Origin of the sequence: Corynebacterium suedekumii (assembly GCF_030252185.1) — a bacterium.
Taxonomy (GTDB): domain Bacteria; phylum Actinomycetota; class Actinomycetes; order Mycobacteriales; family Mycobacteriaceae; genus Corynebacterium; species Corynebacterium suedekumii.
In genome coordinates this window covers 950,162-964,311 of the sequence record NZ_CP126970.1, presented here as the reverse complement: position 1 = coordinate 964,311, position 14,150 = coordinate 950,162, and the positions used below count along the sequence as shown (strand labels likewise).

The window sequence follows — 14,150 nt, the reverse complement described above, 5'->3', positions numbered from 1 at the left end:
CCCTCCCTTTTCCGCAGGCCACACTACCCGACCGGCTGACCCGGCCCCCAGATCATCACCGGGTCGGTCGGCGCCCCGGACAGCAGGCTCAGCTCACATCCCTGCGGGTCGGTGATCACCTGGACCCGCCCGGCCGGGGTGTCCCAGGCCTCCAGCTCCACCGTGCCACCGAGTTCGAGCACCCGGTCCGGAAACCCGCCCGCCTCCGCCACCCGGATGTGGATGTCCGCCCACCGAGGGTCGTCGTCCCGCAGGCAGGACACCTCCTCGGTGATGCCGGCGCGGTCGGTGGCCACGTAGAACGGCGGCCCGCCCATGGTCACCACCGGGTCGTAGCGGGTGCCGATCCGCCACCGCAGCTGCCGCCGGTAAAAACGCCCGGTCTCCGCGACATCGAAAGTGCGGAACCCCACCCAGGCCGGGGTTCCCGGGCCGTCGTCCCAGCACGCGCCCGGCGCCGTCCCCGGCTGCCACAGCCCGACCACCCCCTGCACCGCGATGACGGCCTTCACTCCCAGCGCGCCCACCTGGGTCGGCGCCACCACCAGCTGGTCCTCGTCGTCGAGCACCCGGCCCAGTGTCCGCGTCAGATCCCGGTCCTTGAGGTACGGCAGCCAGCCTTCCTCACGCCCGCTCGCCGGCAGGAGGCCCCCGACCGGGCGTCCGGCGCTGATGATCAACCGGTAGCCCGCCAGCCCGTCGACGTCGGCGAACTCCCAGCCGAACAGGGGCCCGTAGAACGTCTCGGCGGCGGCCGGATCCGGGGAGGCGAGTTCCATCCAACAGGGGTCGCCGACATGGTGCGTGGTGGTCATGGGCTCACGGTAACCGTCGACCCCGACACGGCCGCCGGGCCTGTCGAACACGCAGCACAACAGCAGAAAGGCGACCACCCGGAGGTGGTCGCCTGTTGTGCGCCCGGAGGGATTCGAACCCCCAACCTTCTGATCCGTAGTCAGATGCTCTATCCGTTGAGCTACGGGCGCGGTGCCGGTTCCGCGGGGGATCCGGCGGCGGAGACGAGAGGATTCGAACCTCCGGCCCGCCGTTAAGCAGGCAACTCATTAGCAGTGAGTCCCATTCGGCCACTCTGGCACGTCTCCCGGCTCTCCGGCAGCCACGAGGGCATACCGGGTGAACCTCAGCGAATCCTACCTGTGACCCGGCCCATCGATCAAACCGCTATACACTCAAGCCCATGATTCGCCCTGATCTCGCCGATATCCCCGCCTATGTGCCCGGTCAGCGTCAGCCGGACGCCCTGAAACTGTCCTCCAACGAGGTGACCACCCCGCCGTTGGCCGCGGCCGTGGAGGCGATGTCCCGGGCGGCGGCCGGGGTGAACCGGTACCCGGACATGGGTGCGGAGGATCTCAGGGCGGCGCTGGCGGAGCACCTCGACGTCGACGTCGATCAGGTGGCCGTGGGCTGCGGCTCCTCCGCCCTGTGCCAGCAGCTGGTGCAGATCACCGCGACCCCGGGTGATGAGGTCCTGTTCGCGTGGCGCAGTTTCGAGGCGTACCCGATCTTCGCCCGCGCGGTCGGGGCGATACCGGTGGCGATCCCGCTCACGGCGGACGGGGCCCATGACCTCGACGCGATGGCGGCGGCGATCACCGACCGCACCCGGCTGATCTTCCTGTGCAACCCGAACAACCCGTCGGGAAACACGATCACGCAAGAGGAGTTCGACGCGTTCATGTCGAAGGTGCCGGCGGAGGTCATCGTCGGCCTGGATGAGGCGTACGTCGAGTACAACCGGGCCGGGGACACCGTCCTGGCCACCGAGGCGATCACCCGCCACCCCAACGTCGTGGGCCTGCGGACCTTCTCCAAGGCCTACGGTCTGGCCGGGGTGCGGGTCGGGTACGCGTTCGGCGCCCCGGACATCATCGCGGCACTGAACAAGCTGGCCATCCCCTTCGCCGTCAGCTCGGTCGCGCAGGCAGGGGCGCTGGCGTCGCTGGCGGCGGCCGATGAGCTGCTGGAGCGCACCGAGGAGACCGTCGTCGAGCGGGACCGGGTGGCCGAGGCGCTGGGGGCGCGCCGCTCCCAGGCGAACTTCGTGTGGCTGCCGGCCGAGGACCTCGCCGAGCGGCTGGGCACCACCCCGGCCGAGCTCGCCGCCCGTCTCGCCGGGCAGGGTGTGCTGGTGCGCGCGTTCCCGGAGGGGGTACGTGTCACGGTCACCACGGCGGCCGAGGCCGACCGGCTGCTCGACGCGTGGCGGGAGGCCGGGCTGTGACCGGGTTGATCCGTTTCGCGCTGAACATCGTGGTCACGGCGATCGCGTTGTTCTTTGTCACCCGCATCGTGCCCGGGGTGACGGTCACCCCGGCGGAGGATCCCTGGGCGTTCATCTACGTGGCCGCCGTGTTCGTCCTGGTCAACGCGTTCCTCGGGCCGATTCTCCACGGGCTGGGTGCACCGGTCACGGTGCTCACCCTCGGCCTGTTCGCGCTGGTGATCAACGCGGTACTGCTCATGGTCGCCGGGTGGCTGTCCGGCGTCCTCGGCCTGGGCCTGTCGGTCGACGGTTTCGGCCCGGCGCTCATCGGCGCGCTCATCATGGCCGTGGCCACGTGGGTGATCAACCTCGTGCTCGGCGCGGTGGGCCTGCGGCGTTAACCGCCGGCGAAGGGCGGGAGGACGTCGACCCGCTGCGCGCCGGCGAGCGGGGTGTCGCGGGGGGAGTTGCGGCCGTCGACGAGGAACGTGCAGCGTGCGAACACCTCGGCCAGCGTCATGCCGGCGTCGGTGGTGCCGCGGTGGTGGGCCGCGCGGGCGTCGAGAAGCTCGCCGAGGGTGGCGGGGACCCTGTCGGGGTCGACGGTTTCCCGGTCGGTGCCGGCGGCGGCGCGGGCGGCGGCGAAATAATGGATCTCCACGGCCCCCAGCATGCCACTACCATGGCGTTCATGCGTACCCCCGAGGAGCACACCGCCGCGATCGCGAAGGCCGTTCCGGCCCGTGGGCAGGTGCGTGTCCCGCTTGCCGACGCCGCCGGGCGCACCCTCGCCGCCCCCGTCACCGCCGGCGTCGACTCGCCGCGCTTCGACAACTCACAGATGGACGGCTACGCCCTGAGCAGCGCACACGTCGCCGCCACCCCGGGGGTGTTCACCGTCGGCGAGACACTGCCCGCGGGCACCGACCCCGACCAGCTCTACCCGGACGGCCTCGACGATCACGTCGCGCCCATCATGACCGGGGCGAAGATCCCGCGCGGCACGGCCGCGGTCGTGCCCGTCGAGGCCTGCCGCCCGGACCGGTTCCCCGGGGCCGGTGAGCGGATCGAGATTACCGCCGCCGTGCAGCCGGGTCAGTACATCCGGCCCGCCGGCAGTGACATCCGGGCCGGCGATCCGCTGCTGCGCGCCGGCGACCGGATCAGCCCCGTCGCCGTCGGCGTCCTCGCTGGCCAGGACATCACCGAGGTCACCGTCGTCGAACGACACCGGGTGATCATCTGCACCGGCGGGGCGGAGATCGGCACCGGACACGGCGCCGGAGCCGCCGCGATCCCCGACTCCAACGGCCCGATGCTCGCCGCGCTGTGTGCCCGGGCGGGCATCGAGGTCGCCGCCCACATCCGCACCGACGATGACCCGGCGCGCCTGGCCGCCGAGCTGGCGGCGGTGGCCGAACGCCTGGGCCCGACGGCCATCATCACCTCCGGCGGCATCTCCGCCGGCCAGTTCGAGGTCGTCCGGCAGGTCCTCGGCTCCGACGGCTGGTTCGGACACGTGGACCAGCAGCCCGGCGGGCCGCAGGGACTGGCCCGGTTCCACGGGATCCCCGTCATCTGTCTACCCGGCAACCCGGTGTCCACCCTGGTCAGCTTCCGCCTCTTCGTCGCCCCGCTGCTGGGCACCGCCCCCGCCCCGGTGGTGGCCGTCCTCGCAGAGGACGCCCCGGGGCTGCCCGGCCGGGACCAGTTCCTCCGCGGCCGCCACACCGGCGGGCAGGCCGCCCCCGTCGGCGGCGCGGGTTCCCACCTGCTGGCCCAGGCCCTCGGCGCCGACTGCCTCATCCGCATCCCCGCCGGCGGTCTGCCCGCCGGGCAGCACGTCACCGTCTACCCGTTCGATTAAGGAGACCCGGATCCCCATGACCCGCACCGGACTCGTCATCGTCGCCTCCACCCGCGCGGCCGCCGGAGAGTACACGGACCGTTCCGGCCCGATCGCCGTCTCCTTCCTTCGTGAGCTGGGCTTCACCACCCCCGACGCCCTCGTCGTCCCCGACGCCGACATGCCCGCCACCATCGACCGCATCCTCACCGGTGAACGCCCGGACGTGGTACTCACCTCCGGCGGCACCGGCGTCACCCCGGACGACCGCACCGTCGACGCCGTCACCCCGCACCTGGACAGCGAGCTGCCCGGCATCGTCCACGCCTTCTTCGCCCGCGGCATGGAGCACACCCCCACCGCCGTGGTCTCCCGCGCGGTCGCCGGCATCGTCGGACACACCTTCGTCATGACCCTGCCGGGCTCCACCGGCGGTGTCCGCGACGGCTGCGAGGTGCTCCAGCCCCTGCTCACCCACCTCCTCGACCAGCTGGCCGGGGCACGGACCGGGCACGACCACGCCGCGGACCGGGCGCCTGCCGATCCCGCCTACGTCGCGGACCAGACCGGCGTGGTCCTCGACGCGTTCATCACCGACGAGCCGCTCGAACCCCTCCTGGCGCAGGCCCGGCGCGACACCCTCACCGACGCCATGGGTGCCCTGGTGACCTTCGAGGGTGTGGTCCGTGACCACGACGGCGGCCAGCGCGTGGCCACGCTGTCCTACTCCTCCCACCCGACCTCGGACGCCGTGATCGGGGAGGTGGCGGTCTCGGTGAGTCAGGCGCACCCCACCACCCGCCTGTGGACCGCGCACCGCACCGGCGACCTGGCCATCGGAGAGGTCGCCTTCGCGGTGGTGGCCGCCGCCGCCCACCGCGGTGACGCCTTCGCCGCCTGCTCGACGCTGGCCGACCGGGTGAAGGCCGAGGTGCCGATCTGGAAGGAACAGGAACTCACCGACGGGGCCAAACAGTGGGTGGGGCTGGAATGACCGGGCACAGCGACCTGACACCGGAACACATCGCCCGCTACCGCCGCCAGATCACCCTCGGTGGGTTCGGTCGCCCCGGCCAGGGGAAGCTGCTGGACTCCCATGTCGCCGTCGTCGGTGCCGGTGGCCTCGGCTCCCCCGCCCTGCTCTACCTGGCCGGCGCCGGCGTGGGGCACGTCACCGTCATCGACGATGACGTCGTCGACCTGTCCAACCTGCACCGGCAGGTCATCCACACCACCGACCGCATCGGCACGCCCAAGGCCGGGTCCGCCCGCGAGCAGATGCTCGCGCTCAACCCGGACATTGAGGTCTCCGTCGTGGCGGAGCGGCTGACCTGGGACACCGCCCTCGACGTGCTGCGTGAGGCCGACGTCGTCCTCGACGGCACCGACAACTTCGACACCCGCCACATCGTCTCCGCCGCGTGCGCCCGCCTGGACATCCCGCATGTGTGGGCCTCCATCCTCGGTTTCGACGCCCAGCTCACCGTCTTCCACGCCGGCCGCGGCCCCGTCTACGACGATCTCTTCCCCACCCCGCCGGCCCCCGGTGAGGTCCCCAGCTGTGCGCAGGCCGGCGTGCTCGGGCCGGTGGTGGGCATCGTCGGTTCCGCGATGGCCATGGAGGCCATCAAGCTGCTCACCGGGATCGGCGAGCCCCTGCTGGGCACCCTCGGTTACTTCTCCTCCCTGACCGGCCGCTGGGAGTACATCCCCGTGACCGGTTCCGCCGACACCGTCGAGCGGCTGCGTACCGAGGACCCGCCGGCCCAGGTCACCGCCGCGCCGATGGTGGTCAGCGTCGCCGAGGTCACCTGCATCCCCGACGACGCGGTGCTCATCGACGTCCGCGAACCCGACGAGTACGCCAACTTCCGTATCCCCGGCGCCGTCAACCGCCCGCTGGGCGAGGTCCTGGAAGGAACGGACCCGCCGGAACTGACCACCGATCGACCCGTGGTCATCTACTGCGCCGGTGGCGTCCGTTCGGCCCGGGCCGTCGCCGCCCTGGCCTCCCGAGGCATCACCGGGCCGGTGAGCCTGGCCGGCGGCATCGACGCCTGGTTGGACCGACAGGGCTGACCGGGTGCACTAAGGTTGGTGACCCACGTCACCAACCGGAAGGAAGGAGTACCCCATGTGGCTCAACACCCTGTCCAGCATCACCCCGCAGCCCATGCTCGATGGGCTGCAGCACATGCTCGTCACGTCGAGCGTGTTCGAGTTCTTCATGATGTTCCTCGACACGTCCCCTGCCTGACCCTGCCTGACACACCACCGCCCCCGTCACCGAGAGGTGCGGGGGCGGAGGACTGCGCGGAGACGGCGGGATTTGAACCCGCGGAGGTGTGACCCTCGCTGGTTTTCAAGACCAGTGCATTCGGCCGCTCTGCCACGTCTCCTCACACCGCCGACCGGAGCCGACGACACCCAGGGAGCTTACCCGACCTGCTCGGGCAGCCGGGAATTTCCCTACCCTGGGAGGACATGAAGGCAATCACCGTAACCAATCCCGACGATCCCTCCTCCCTCGAACTCACCGAGGTGGACACCCCGCAGCTCCGGGACGGCGAAGTCCTGGTCAAGGTGCATGCGACCAGCGTGAACCGGGCCGACCTGTTGCAGGCCAAGGGCAACTACCCGCCACCGAAGGGCGCCTCCGAGATCATCGGCCTGGAGTGCGCCGGCGTCATCGAGGACCCGGGCACCACCGGCCGCACCACGGGCGAGGAGGTGGCCTGCCTGCTCTCCGGCGGTGGCTACGCCGAGTACGTCGCCGTCCCGGAGGGCCAGCTCCTGCCCATCCCGGAGGGTTACTCCCTGTCGGAGGCGGCCGCGGTCGTGGAGGTCGCCTGCACCGTGTGGTCGAACCTGGGCATGCTCGCCGGTGTGCGCGAGGGGCAGACGGTGCTGCTGCACGGTGGTGCGGGCGGCATCGGCACCTTCGCCATCCAGCTGTGCAAGCAGCTCGGCGCCACCGTCGCGGTGACGGCTGGCTCGGCGGAGAAGCTCGAGACCTGCCGGAAGCTGGGGGCGGACATCCTCATCAACTACAAGGAGCAGGATTTCGCCGAGGAGCTCACGGGCAGGTGCGACGTCATCCTCGACATCATGGGCGCGAAGTACCTCGAGCAGAACCTCAAATCCCTCAACGTGGACGGCCAGCTGGTCATCATCGGCATGCAGGGCGGCCGGAAGGCCGAGATCAACCTCGGCGCACTGCTGCCGCGCCGCCTCAGCGTCCGCGGCACGACGCTGCGCGCCCGCTCCGTCGAGAGCAAGGCGGAGGTGGTCCGTTCCACCGTGGAGAACGTCTGGCCCCTGCTTGACGACGGCCGCGTCACCCACCACATCCACACCACCCTGCCGCTGGCGGACGCCGCGAAGGCCCACGCGCTGCTGGATTCCGGCGAGGTCACCGGCAAGATCGTGCTGGAGGTCGGGGAAGTCTAGGCGAGGGACGCCACGACGCGGGCGAGCTGCTCGATGTCGTGGCGGGTGGTGAACGGCGACAACGACACGGTCACCGCACCGCCGACCTCGTCGACGCCCATCTCGGTGAATACAGGGTCGGCGGGCAGCATCGACGTGACCAGTCCGTTGTCCAGCAGCCGCTGGTGGACCGTCTCGGCCGGCACGCCCCGCACACCGAAGGACAGCCGCGGGATCCGGTTGCCGAATCCGCCGTCACCGGCCTCCCCGGACACCCCCAGGATGTGAACCGTGTAGCGGCTCTCCAGCAGGTCGACCAGGTCATCGAACAGGCCCTGCAGGTGAGTCTGCAGCTGCCCCATGGAGTGCACCAGACGGGTGCGACGGGTACCGGACCCCTCCACCATCGCGGCGAGGTGGTCCACCACCGCGGGGGCGCCACCGGCCAGCGACGGGGCGACCGGGGACTCCAGACCCGGATCGATGCGCTTGTACATGTAGGTGTCCCGGAGCACCAGGGCCGCCACCTGCGGACCACCGAGGGCGGCGAGATCCACGGCGACGATGTCAGCGTCCCAGTCATCCACGTCGAGGGGCCGGTAGGCGGCGTAGGCCGAGGCGTCGACGAGCACCCAGGCCCGCGACCGGGCACGGGTCTGCTCGATGATCTCCGCGACGGGGGCCACCGTGCCGATACGCCCCTGCGCCGCCGACAACGCCACCAACCGCGTCGACCCGTCCACCAGCTCCCCGTACTGCGACGCCGGTAACTGACCCGTCCCCAGGTCGGGCTGCGCCCAGGTGATCCTCGCCGGGGCACCCCGGAGGACATGGTTGAGTTCCGGGGCGTCCAGCCGGGAGAGCACCATCGAGGAGTTGTGGCGCAGCAGCGGACGCATCGACCGGATCAGGGTCTGATACAGAGCCGGCAGGCTCGGGCCGAGGACGACGCGGTCCGCGGTGGCGCCGCAGAGATCGGCGACGGCGACCCGGGCGGCGTCGATAAGCGAACCACCTTCGAGGCGACCCGCCGCACGCGGGCGGGAATGCAGACCCGAAGGGGACTCGACGTCCGCCATGCACGGGGCCAGACGGACGGACCGCGCGATGGCCGCGGCGACCCGCTCCGGCACCTGGGGGCAGTCATGGGCGTTGAGGTAGGTCCACCCGCCGCCGAGCGAGGCGTACTGCCCACGGATGCTCGCGACATCAAGCACCATCCTGGGCGCCTCCTCTGTTGTGACCGACTGCTTCGACAACCCAGTATGCACCGTCTCGCCCGGCGATGCACCGTCACCCCCGAGATGAAGAAAAGTGCATGTCAGGGCAAGTTATCCGGTCGATTCTGCCAGATTTCGGCCTGGGTCTTCTCAGCCTCCATTCAGCCAACTGCGGAGGTCACGGGCGGTGGCGGAACCACCGCGGAATACCGGCCCCACGACCGCGCGGGGTTAGGGTGTTAGATGTGCAGGAACCATCCCCCACCCGAGACCTGGCCGCCGACATCGCCCGGATGACCGGGACCACCGACACCGATGTCCCGGCCTCCCGATCCACGACCTTCGCCGCGGCATGGCGCGACCTCGTCCGCGGATTCCAGCAGCACGAGCTGTGGCTGCAGCTGGGTTGGCAGGACATCAAACAGCGCTACCGACGCTCCACGCTCGGCCCGCTGTGGATCACCATCGCCACCGGCGTCATGGCCCTGGCCCTCGGCCTGCTGTACTCCATGCTCTTCCAGATCCCGCTGGCCGACTTCCTCCCCCACGTCACCGTCGGCCTGATCATGTGGGGATTCATCTCCGGCTGCATCAAGGACGGCGCCGACATCTTCATCGACAACGAGGGACTGATCAAACAGCTCCCCTCCGCCCTGTCGGTGCACGTCTACCGACTCGTCTGGCGCCAGGCCCTGTTCCTCGCCCACAACCTGGTCATCTGGGTCGTCCTCATGCTCATCTTCCCCCGCGACCTGGGTTGGGAGGTCCTGCTCGCCATCCCGGGCATGGCCCTGCTCATCCTCAACGGCGTGTGGGTGACCATGTTCTTCGGCATCGTGGCCACCCGCTACCGCGACGTCGCCCCGCTGCTCGAGGCCATGACCCAGCTGCTGTTCTACGTCACCCCCATCGTGTGGACCACCCAGACCCTCAAGGAACAGGGCGGTGACATCGCCCAGCGCGCCCTGCTCGCCGAGATCAACCCCCTGTTCCACTACCTGGAGATCGTCCGCGCCCCCATGATCGGCGAACCCATCGCCGCCTATCACTGGTGGATCGTCCTCGGCTGCACCCTCGTCGGCCTCGTCCTCGCCCTGCTGGCCATGAAGCAGTGGCGCTTCCGCGTCAGCTACTGGGTATAGGAGAAAAGCCTTGGTATCCATCGACACCTACAACGCCTGCGTCGACTTCCCCATCTTCGACGCCAAGTCCCGCTCCATGAAGAAGGCCCTGCTGTCCACCGCCGGCGGCGCCATCGGCCGCAACAGCGACAACACCGTCGTCGTCGAGGCACTCCGCGACATCAACCTCCACCTCCGCGAAGGCGACCGCGTCGGCCTCGTCGGCCACAACGGCGCCGGCAAATCCACCCTCCTGCGGCTGCTGTCCGGCATCTACGAACCCACCCGCGGCTCCGCCCACATCCGCGGCCGCGTCGCCCCCGTCTTCGACCTCGGCGTGGGCATGGACCCCGAGATCTCCGGCTACGAGAACATCATCATCCGCGGCCTCTTCCTCGGCCAGACCCGAAAACAGATGAAGGCCAAGATCGACGAGATCGCCGAATTCTCCGAACTCGGCGAATACCTCAACATGCCCCTGCGCACCTACTCTACCGGCATGCGCGTCCGCCTCGCCCTCGGCGTGGTCACCTCCATCGAACCCGAGATCCTGCTGCTCGACGAAGGCATCGGCGCCGTCGACGCCGCCTTCATGGCCAAGGCCCGCGTCCGCCTCCAGGAACTGGTGAAACGCTCCGGCATCCTCGTCTTCGCTTCCCACTCCAACGACTTCCTCGCCCAGCTGTGCAACACCGCCCTGTGGATCGACCACGGCGAAATCCGCGAGGCTGGGTTGGTGGATGAAGTGGTGGAGGCCTACGAGGGCAAGGGCGCCGGCGACTACGTCCGCTCCCTGCTCCAGCGCTTCGACGAAGAGGGGTCCGAGGAACCGGGTTCCGCGTAGCTGCCGACCGGAAAAGGTCCGCTGCACGCCCGAATGTGTCGATCGCCGGTGAACTTCCGGGACGGCGGACCCATTTTCGGGCATTGTTCACCGGCGATCGACATCTCCCTTGCCGCGCGCTCCACTCCGCGCTCCTCTAGGATGCCGCCAAGGGGGATTTTTCATGAGCACCAGTCACGTCGGAGACCCTCGGGAACACGCAATCGTCGATACGGCGATGCTGCGCGACCGAGGGCTGAACCAGAAACAGATCGAGCGCCTCGTCCGCACCGGCCGCCTGTACCGGGTGGAACAGGGCGTCTTCACCACGTCGCCGCCCGAGGGAGACCTGCTGCTGCGGGCGTTGTGCCACCGGCGACCGGCGCTGGTGTTCACCGGCAGGACCGCGCTGGAACTGCATGAGGGCCGGGAGATCACCCTGCCGGTCCAGGCTGTCGTCCTCCCCGGGAAGTCTCTCTCCGGCCCGGCAACCCTCACCCTTCGCCGCCGGAAGGCCATCCGCTTCCAGCACGTCAGGGGCCTCAAGGTGACGTTGGGCGCGGTGTCGGTGGCAGATGCCGAAGACATGTCTGATGCTGATCTCATCGCTCACCTCGAGGACCGCTACGCCGGCCGGGCGGGGAAGATCGCCCTCGAGGCGGAGATGGGGACGATCTCCCGGGTACCCGCCCGCCTGCGGCACCTCATCGCCCGAGCCTCCATCGGCGCGGACAGCGACGCGGAGCGGCAAGTGTTCCGGGAGCTCCGGGCGCGCGGTATCCGCGTGGACCAGAACCGGCAGATCGGCGGGTACTTCTTCGACGGTGTCATTGAGGAGGGCAGGGTCATAGTCGAGGTCGACGGGTACCGGTTCCACTCGGCGGAGAACCGGGAGACGTTCATCCGGGACCGGTGGAAGGCGAACTATGCCACGCGTCGGGGGTACCGGGTGCTGCGGTACACGGGCAGTTGTGTGCGGTATCACCTCGATGAGGTGGTGGAACAGATCATCGCCGCCGTTGAGGGGCTCGACGAGGAGCTGCCGACTGAGGCTCACCCGGTGTGGTCGTGGCATGAAACGTTGGTCAGAGACGGGTCCTGGTGGCAGGAGGTGGCACAATGATCCCCATGTCAACAGCCACTCTGTCCCGATCCGGCTCGACCGCGGCGGTGATCGTCACGCACAAGCGGGTTGATCTCCTGCGGGCCTCCCTGGAGCAGGTGGTCCATCAGACGCATCCGGTGAATTGGGTGATCGTGGTGGACAACGGTTGCGAGGACGCGGTGGAGCAGCTGGTGACGGAGCTGGCCGGCGATCGGGCGGTGTACCTTCCCAGCCGCACGAACCTCGGTGGTGCGGGCGGGTTCGCCTACGGTTTCCTCACGGCGCTGTCTCTCGGGGCGGATGCGGTCTGGTGCGCCGACGATGACGGGCGTCCTGCGGACGAGCACGTCCTGTCGACGCTTTTCGACGTCGCCGAGCAGCACCGTCTGCACGAGGTCTCCCCGGTGGTGTGCAACATCGACGAGCCGGGTCGGCTGGCGTTCCCGCTGCGCCAGGGCCTGGTGTGGCGTCGCCACCGCTCGGAGCTGGAGGGGGATTTCCTCGAGGGGATCGCCAGCCTGTTCAATGGCGCGCTCATCAGTGCGGCCGCGATGGAGATCATCGGTGTGCCGGACTACCGGCTGTTCATCCGGGGCGACGAGGTGGAGTACCACCGCCGGCTGGTCCGCTCGGGTCTGCGGTTCGGGACGGCCCTGACCACGGCGTACCTGCATCCGGACGGCTCGGACGAGTTCAAGCCGATCCTGGGTGGTCGGATGCACACGCAGTACCCGGACAATGAGTCGAAACGCTACTTCACCTACCGCAACCGCGGCTACATCATGAGCCAGCCGGGCATGCGGAAGCTGCTGCCGCAGGAGTACGCCCGTTTCGGCTGGTTCTTCCTGGTGCAGAAGAAGGACCCGAAGGGGTTCCTCGAGTGGTTGAGGCTGCACCGGCAGGGGCGGAACGAGAAGTTCACCCGCCCCTGACAACCGGTCAGCGGAAGATGAAGATCCGCTGGACGAAGAAGTTGATCACCGTGGCGGTGCCCTGGGCGATGACGAAGGCGACGAAGATCGCCAGGGAGTCGGACCAGTCCCAGCCGGTGAGCAGGCGGTAGAACACGGTGTGCAGGCCGACGTTGACGAAGTAGGTCAGCGTGTACAGCCCGGCGACCATGAAGAACCGCTTGTAGGAGGGCTTGGCCTGGAAGGTCCAGCGGCGGTTGATCAGGTACGCGGTGAGCGTGCCGAAGATGAAGCCCACCGACCGGGCGAGCACCGGGCCCGCACCGGTGAAGATCTGGAGCGCCCAGGTGAGGCCGAGGTCGACGACGGCGGAGATGACACCGGAGATGATGAAGCGGATGGCCTGTGTTTTCAGGGTCATGCCGGTGATCTCGACGTCGGGCTCTGCGGCAGGTTCGGTGCGCGGGGTGGGGTTGGACACGAGGTAACACCCTACCCTGGTTGCGCTCAGGTACCTGCGACGTTGAGCAGCTCGCGGTAGATGTCCAGCCGATCCACAGGTGCCAGTTCGTCGGGCCCGTAGCCGCCGACGGCGGTCAACCGGTCCAGGGAGGCCGTGCACAGGTCACGGATGGCGGGGCCGGTGAGCGGGGAGCCGTCGTCGTCCTGCCAGCCGAGTCCGCTCATGGCGGTGGTGAGAACGTGGTCGGTGAGCTCGGTGTCGCTCATGCAGGCCAGGGCGAGAATGACCACCCAGAAGGCGTCACGCCCGGCCGCGTCCTCCTCGACGGGTAGTTCGGCCAGTTCGGCCTGTACCGACGGCGGGAGGTCGACGGCCCGCCCGAGGTCGAGGGCCTGGAGGAGGGGGACGAAGTCGAAGATGCCACTGCGGTCGATGATGTCACGGACCGCGGGGTGGGTGGCGGCGAGGACTTCCCGGATGGTGGTGGTGCCGGTGAGTTCGGCGTTGATGCCCGCCAGGTCGAACTCGACGCCGCCGAAGGCTCCGGAGCCGCCGACGCACAGGGCGCGGGGGGTGCCGGAGTCGCGGGGGTAGGACTCGACGGCACTGATGGTGATGTCCCACAGCCCCCAGTGATAGACGATGGCGTCGCCGTCGTCGGTGAGGTGCTGGTGGAGTTCGTCGGCGGCGTCGAGACGCTCCTCGCGGTCCCCGGTGGTGCTGAAGTGCCAGGGTGCGGCGCCGGCGTCCTCGCCCGCGTCGGCCAGGCCGAAGGAGATCCGCAGGACGTCGTGCAGGTCGACGAGGTGCAGGGCGTCGTTGAGGCCGATGTGGCGGTGCACCTCGGCGTCGGGCCGGATGTTGGACGCACGCAGAATCACCGTGCGCGGCTGCCGCTGGCGGCGGGCACGCGCGGCCGTCAGATCGACGACGTTGGCGGCACCTTTCTGTGGCATGCCTCAAGGGTAGCGACGCACCCGCCGGGCGTGCAGAAATCCGTCGGCA

16 protein-coding genes, 3 tRNA genes and 1 pseudogene are annotated in these 14,150 nt (G+C 69.5%); 12 read left to right on the top strand and 8 right to left on the bottom strand.

The window, feature by feature from the left end; genetic code table 11:
• Nucleotides 1-23 precede the first annotated feature (23 nt).
• The 3 genes from QP029_RS04780 to QP029_RS04770 all read right to left on the bottom strand — a co-directional run bounded on the left by QP029_RS04780 (nt 24) and on the right by QP029_RS04770 (nt 1,103).
• Complete coding sequence (locus QP029_RS04780; RefSeq protein WP_284875692.1) at nt 24-815, bottom strand: VOC family protein; 792 nt, start codon at nt 813-815, stop codon at nt 24-26.
• Between the two features lie 98 nt (nt 816-913).
• A tRNA-Arg gene (locus tag QP029_RS04775) sits at nt 914-986 on the bottom strand.
• Nucleotides 987-1,014: 28 nt separating this feature from the next.
• Nucleotides 1,015-1,103: transfer RNA gene (locus tag QP029_RS04770), tRNA-Ser, on the bottom strand.
• A gap of 95 nt (nt 1,104-1,198) precedes the next feature.
• Between QP029_RS04770 and QP029_RS04765 the strand changes: the two genes are divergently transcribed.
• Nucleotides 1,199-2,245, top strand: coding sequence for a histidinol-phosphate transaminase (locus QP029_RS04765; RefSeq protein WP_284875691.1), 1,047 nt, complete (start codon nt 1,199-1,201; stop codon nt 2,243-2,245).
• A complete protein-coding gene (locus tag QP029_RS04760; RefSeq protein ID WP_273056749.1) occupies nt 2,242-2,628 on the top strand; it encodes a phage holin family protein in 387 nt (128 codons plus the stop codon). The genes QP029_RS04765 and QP029_RS04760 overlap by 4 nt, the downstream gene beginning before the upstream one ends.
• Here QP029_RS04760 and QP029_RS04755 read toward each other — a convergent pair.
• Nucleotides 2,625-2,888, bottom strand: coding sequence for a MoaD/ThiS family protein (locus tag QP029_RS04755; RefSeq protein WP_284875690.1), 264 nt, complete (start codon nt 2,886-2,888; stop codon nt 2,625-2,627). The genes QP029_RS04760 and QP029_RS04755 overlap by 4 nt on opposite strands.
• 30 nt (nt 2,889-2,918) lie before the next feature.
• On the opposite strand from QP029_RS04755, the gene QP029_RS04750 reads away from it, so the two are divergent.
• The 5 genes and pseudogenes from QP029_RS04750 to QP029_RS04730 all read left to right on the top strand — a co-directional run bounded on the left by QP029_RS04750 (nt 2,919) and on the right by QP029_RS04730 (nt 6,330).
• Nucleotides 2,919-4,094 carry a molybdopterin molybdotransferase MoeA gene (locus QP029_RS04750; protein ID WP_284875689.1) on the top strand — a complete coding sequence of 392 codons (1,176 nt, stop codon included), beginning with the start codon at nt 2,919-2,921 and terminating at the stop codon, nt 4,092-4,094.
• A gap of 16 nt (nt 4,095-4,110) precedes the next feature.
• Nucleotides 4,111-4,491, top strand: a pseudogene (locus QP029_RS04745) (MogA/MoaB family molybdenum cofactor biosynthesis protein); the annotation flags it as partial.
• Between the two features lie 72 nt (nt 4,492-4,563).
• Nucleotides 4,564-5,067: a molybdenum cofactor biosynthesis protein MoaE gene (locus QP029_RS04740; protein WP_284876155.1), complete on the top strand. Its 504-nt coding sequence runs from the start codon at nt 4,564-4,566 to the stop codon at nt 5,065-5,067.
• Nucleotides 5,064-6,152, top strand: coding sequence for a ThiF family adenylyltransferase (locus QP029_RS04735; protein WP_284875688.1), 1,089 nt, complete (start codon nt 5,064-5,066; stop codon nt 6,150-6,152). The genes QP029_RS04740 and QP029_RS04735 overlap by 4 nt, the downstream gene beginning before the upstream one ends.
• 55 nt (nt 6,153-6,207) lie before the next feature.
• Nucleotides 6,208-6,330 carry a hypothetical protein gene (locus tag QP029_RS04730; RefSeq protein ID WP_284875687.1) on the top strand — a complete coding sequence of 41 codons (123 nt, stop codon included), beginning with the start codon at nt 6,208-6,210 and terminating at the stop codon, nt 6,328-6,330.
• A 57-nt stretch (nt 6,331-6,387) separates the two neighbouring features.
• On the opposite strand, the gene QP029_RS04725 is transcribed toward QP029_RS04730, so the two are convergent.
• Nucleotides 6,388-6,472: transfer RNA gene (locus tag QP029_RS04725), tRNA-Ser, on the bottom strand.
• An 85-nt stretch (nt 6,473-6,557) separates the two neighbouring features.
• On the opposite strand from QP029_RS04725, the gene QP029_RS04720 reads away from it, so the two are divergent.
• Nucleotides 6,558-7,523 (top strand): NAD(P)H-quinone oxidoreductase, encoded by a 966-nt coding sequence (locus tag QP029_RS04720; protein WP_284875686.1) that lies wholly within the window; start codon nt 6,558-6,560, stop codon nt 7,521-7,523.
• On the opposite strand, the gene QP029_RS04715 is transcribed toward QP029_RS04720, so the two are convergent.
• Nucleotides 7,520-8,722 carry an aminotransferase class V-fold PLP-dependent enzyme gene (locus QP029_RS04715; RefSeq protein WP_284875685.1) on the bottom strand — a complete coding sequence of 401 codons (1,203 nt, stop codon included), beginning with the start codon at nt 8,720-8,722 and terminating at the stop codon, nt 7,520-7,522. The two genes, QP029_RS04720 and QP029_RS04715, sit on opposite strands and share 4 nt — an antisense overlap.
• A 245-nt stretch (nt 8,723-8,967) precedes the next feature.
• Between QP029_RS04715 and wzm the strand changes: the two genes are divergently transcribed.
• From wzm to glfT1, 4 genes are all read left to right on the top strand, one after another.
• A complete protein-coding gene (gene wzm / locus QP029_RS04710; RefSeq protein ID WP_284875684.1) occupies nt 8,968-9,864 on the top strand; it encodes a galactan export ABC transporter permease subunit Wzm/RfbD in 897 nt (298 codons plus the stop codon).
• Nucleotides 9,865-9,874: 10 nt separating this feature from the next.
• Entirely contained in the window at nt 9,875-10,687 is an 813-nt protein-coding gene (wzt, locus tag QP029_RS04705) for a galactan export ABC transporter ATP-binding subunit Wzt/RfbE (protein WP_284875683.1), read from the top strand.
• 163 nt (nt 10,688-10,850) lie between these two features.
• Entirely contained in the window at nt 10,851-11,789 is a 939-nt protein-coding gene (locus QP029_RS04700) for a DUF559 domain-containing protein (protein ID WP_284875682.1), read from the top strand.
• Nucleotides 11,786-12,703, top strand: a complete 918-nt coding sequence (gene glfT1, locus QP029_RS04695) for a galactofuranosyltransferase GlfT1 (protein WP_284875681.1) — start codon at nt 11,786-11,788, stop codon at nt 12,701-12,703. The genes QP029_RS04700 and glfT1 overlap by 4 nt, the downstream gene beginning before the upstream one ends.
• Nucleotides 12,704-12,710: 7 nt before the next feature.
• Here the strand turns inward: glfT1 and QP029_RS04690 are convergent, their stop codons facing one another.
• A complete protein-coding gene (locus tag QP029_RS04690) occupies nt 12,711-13,103 on the bottom strand; it encodes a GtrA family protein (protein ID WP_284876154.1) in 393 nt (130 codons plus the stop codon).
• A gap of 86 nt (nt 13,104-13,189) precedes the next feature.
• Entirely contained in the window at nt 13,190-14,101 is a 912-nt protein-coding gene (locus tag QP029_RS04685) for a hypothetical protein (RefSeq protein ID WP_284875680.1), read from the bottom strand.
• Nucleotides 14,102-14,150 lie beyond the last annotated feature (49 nt).

Excerpts from the sequence above, each read along its gene's own strand:
- QP029_RS04780 (WP_284875692.1), bottom strand. The coding sequence starts at position 815 with ATGACCACCACGCACCATGTCGGCGACCCCTGTTGGATGGAACTCGCC.
- QP029_RS04765 (WP_284875691.1), top strand. The coding sequence starts at position 1,199 with ATGATTCGCCCTGATCTCGCCGATATCCCCGCCTATGTGCCCGGTCAG.
- QP029_RS04750 (WP_284875689.1), top strand. The coding sequence starts at position 2,919 with ATGCGTACCCCCGAGGAGCACACCGCCGCGATCGCGAAGGCCGTTCCG.
- QP029_RS04735 (WP_284875688.1), top strand. The coding sequence starts at position 5,064 with ATGACCGGGCACAGCGACCTGACACCGGAACACATCGCCCGCTACCGC.
- QP029_RS04730 (WP_284875687.1), top strand. The coding sequence starts at position 6,208 with ATGTGGCTCAACACCCTGTCCAGCATCACCCCGCAGCCCATGCTCGAT.
- QP029_RS04720 (WP_284875686.1), top strand. The coding sequence starts at position 6,558 with ATGAAGGCAATCACCGTAACCAATCCCGACGATCCCTCCTCCCTCGAA.
- QP029_RS04715 (WP_284875685.1), bottom strand. The coding sequence starts at position 8,722 with ATGGTGCTTGATGTCGCGAGCATCCGTGGGCAGTACGCCTCGCTCGGC.
- QP029_RS04700 (WP_284875682.1), top strand. The coding sequence starts at position 10,851 with ATGAGCACCAGTCACGTCGGAGACCCTCGGGAACACGCAATCGTCGAT.
- glfT1 (WP_284875681.1), top strand. The coding sequence starts at position 11,786 with ATGATCCCCATGTCAACAGCCACTCTGTCCCGATCCGGCTCGACCGCG.
- QP029_RS04690 (WP_284876154.1), bottom strand. The coding sequence starts at position 13,103 with ATGACCCTGAAAACACAGGCCATCCGCTTCATCATCTCCGGTGTCATC.
- QP029_RS04685 (WP_284875680.1), bottom strand. The coding sequence starts at position 14,101 with ATGCCACAGAAAGGTGCCGCCAACGTCGTCGATCTGACGGCCGCGCGT.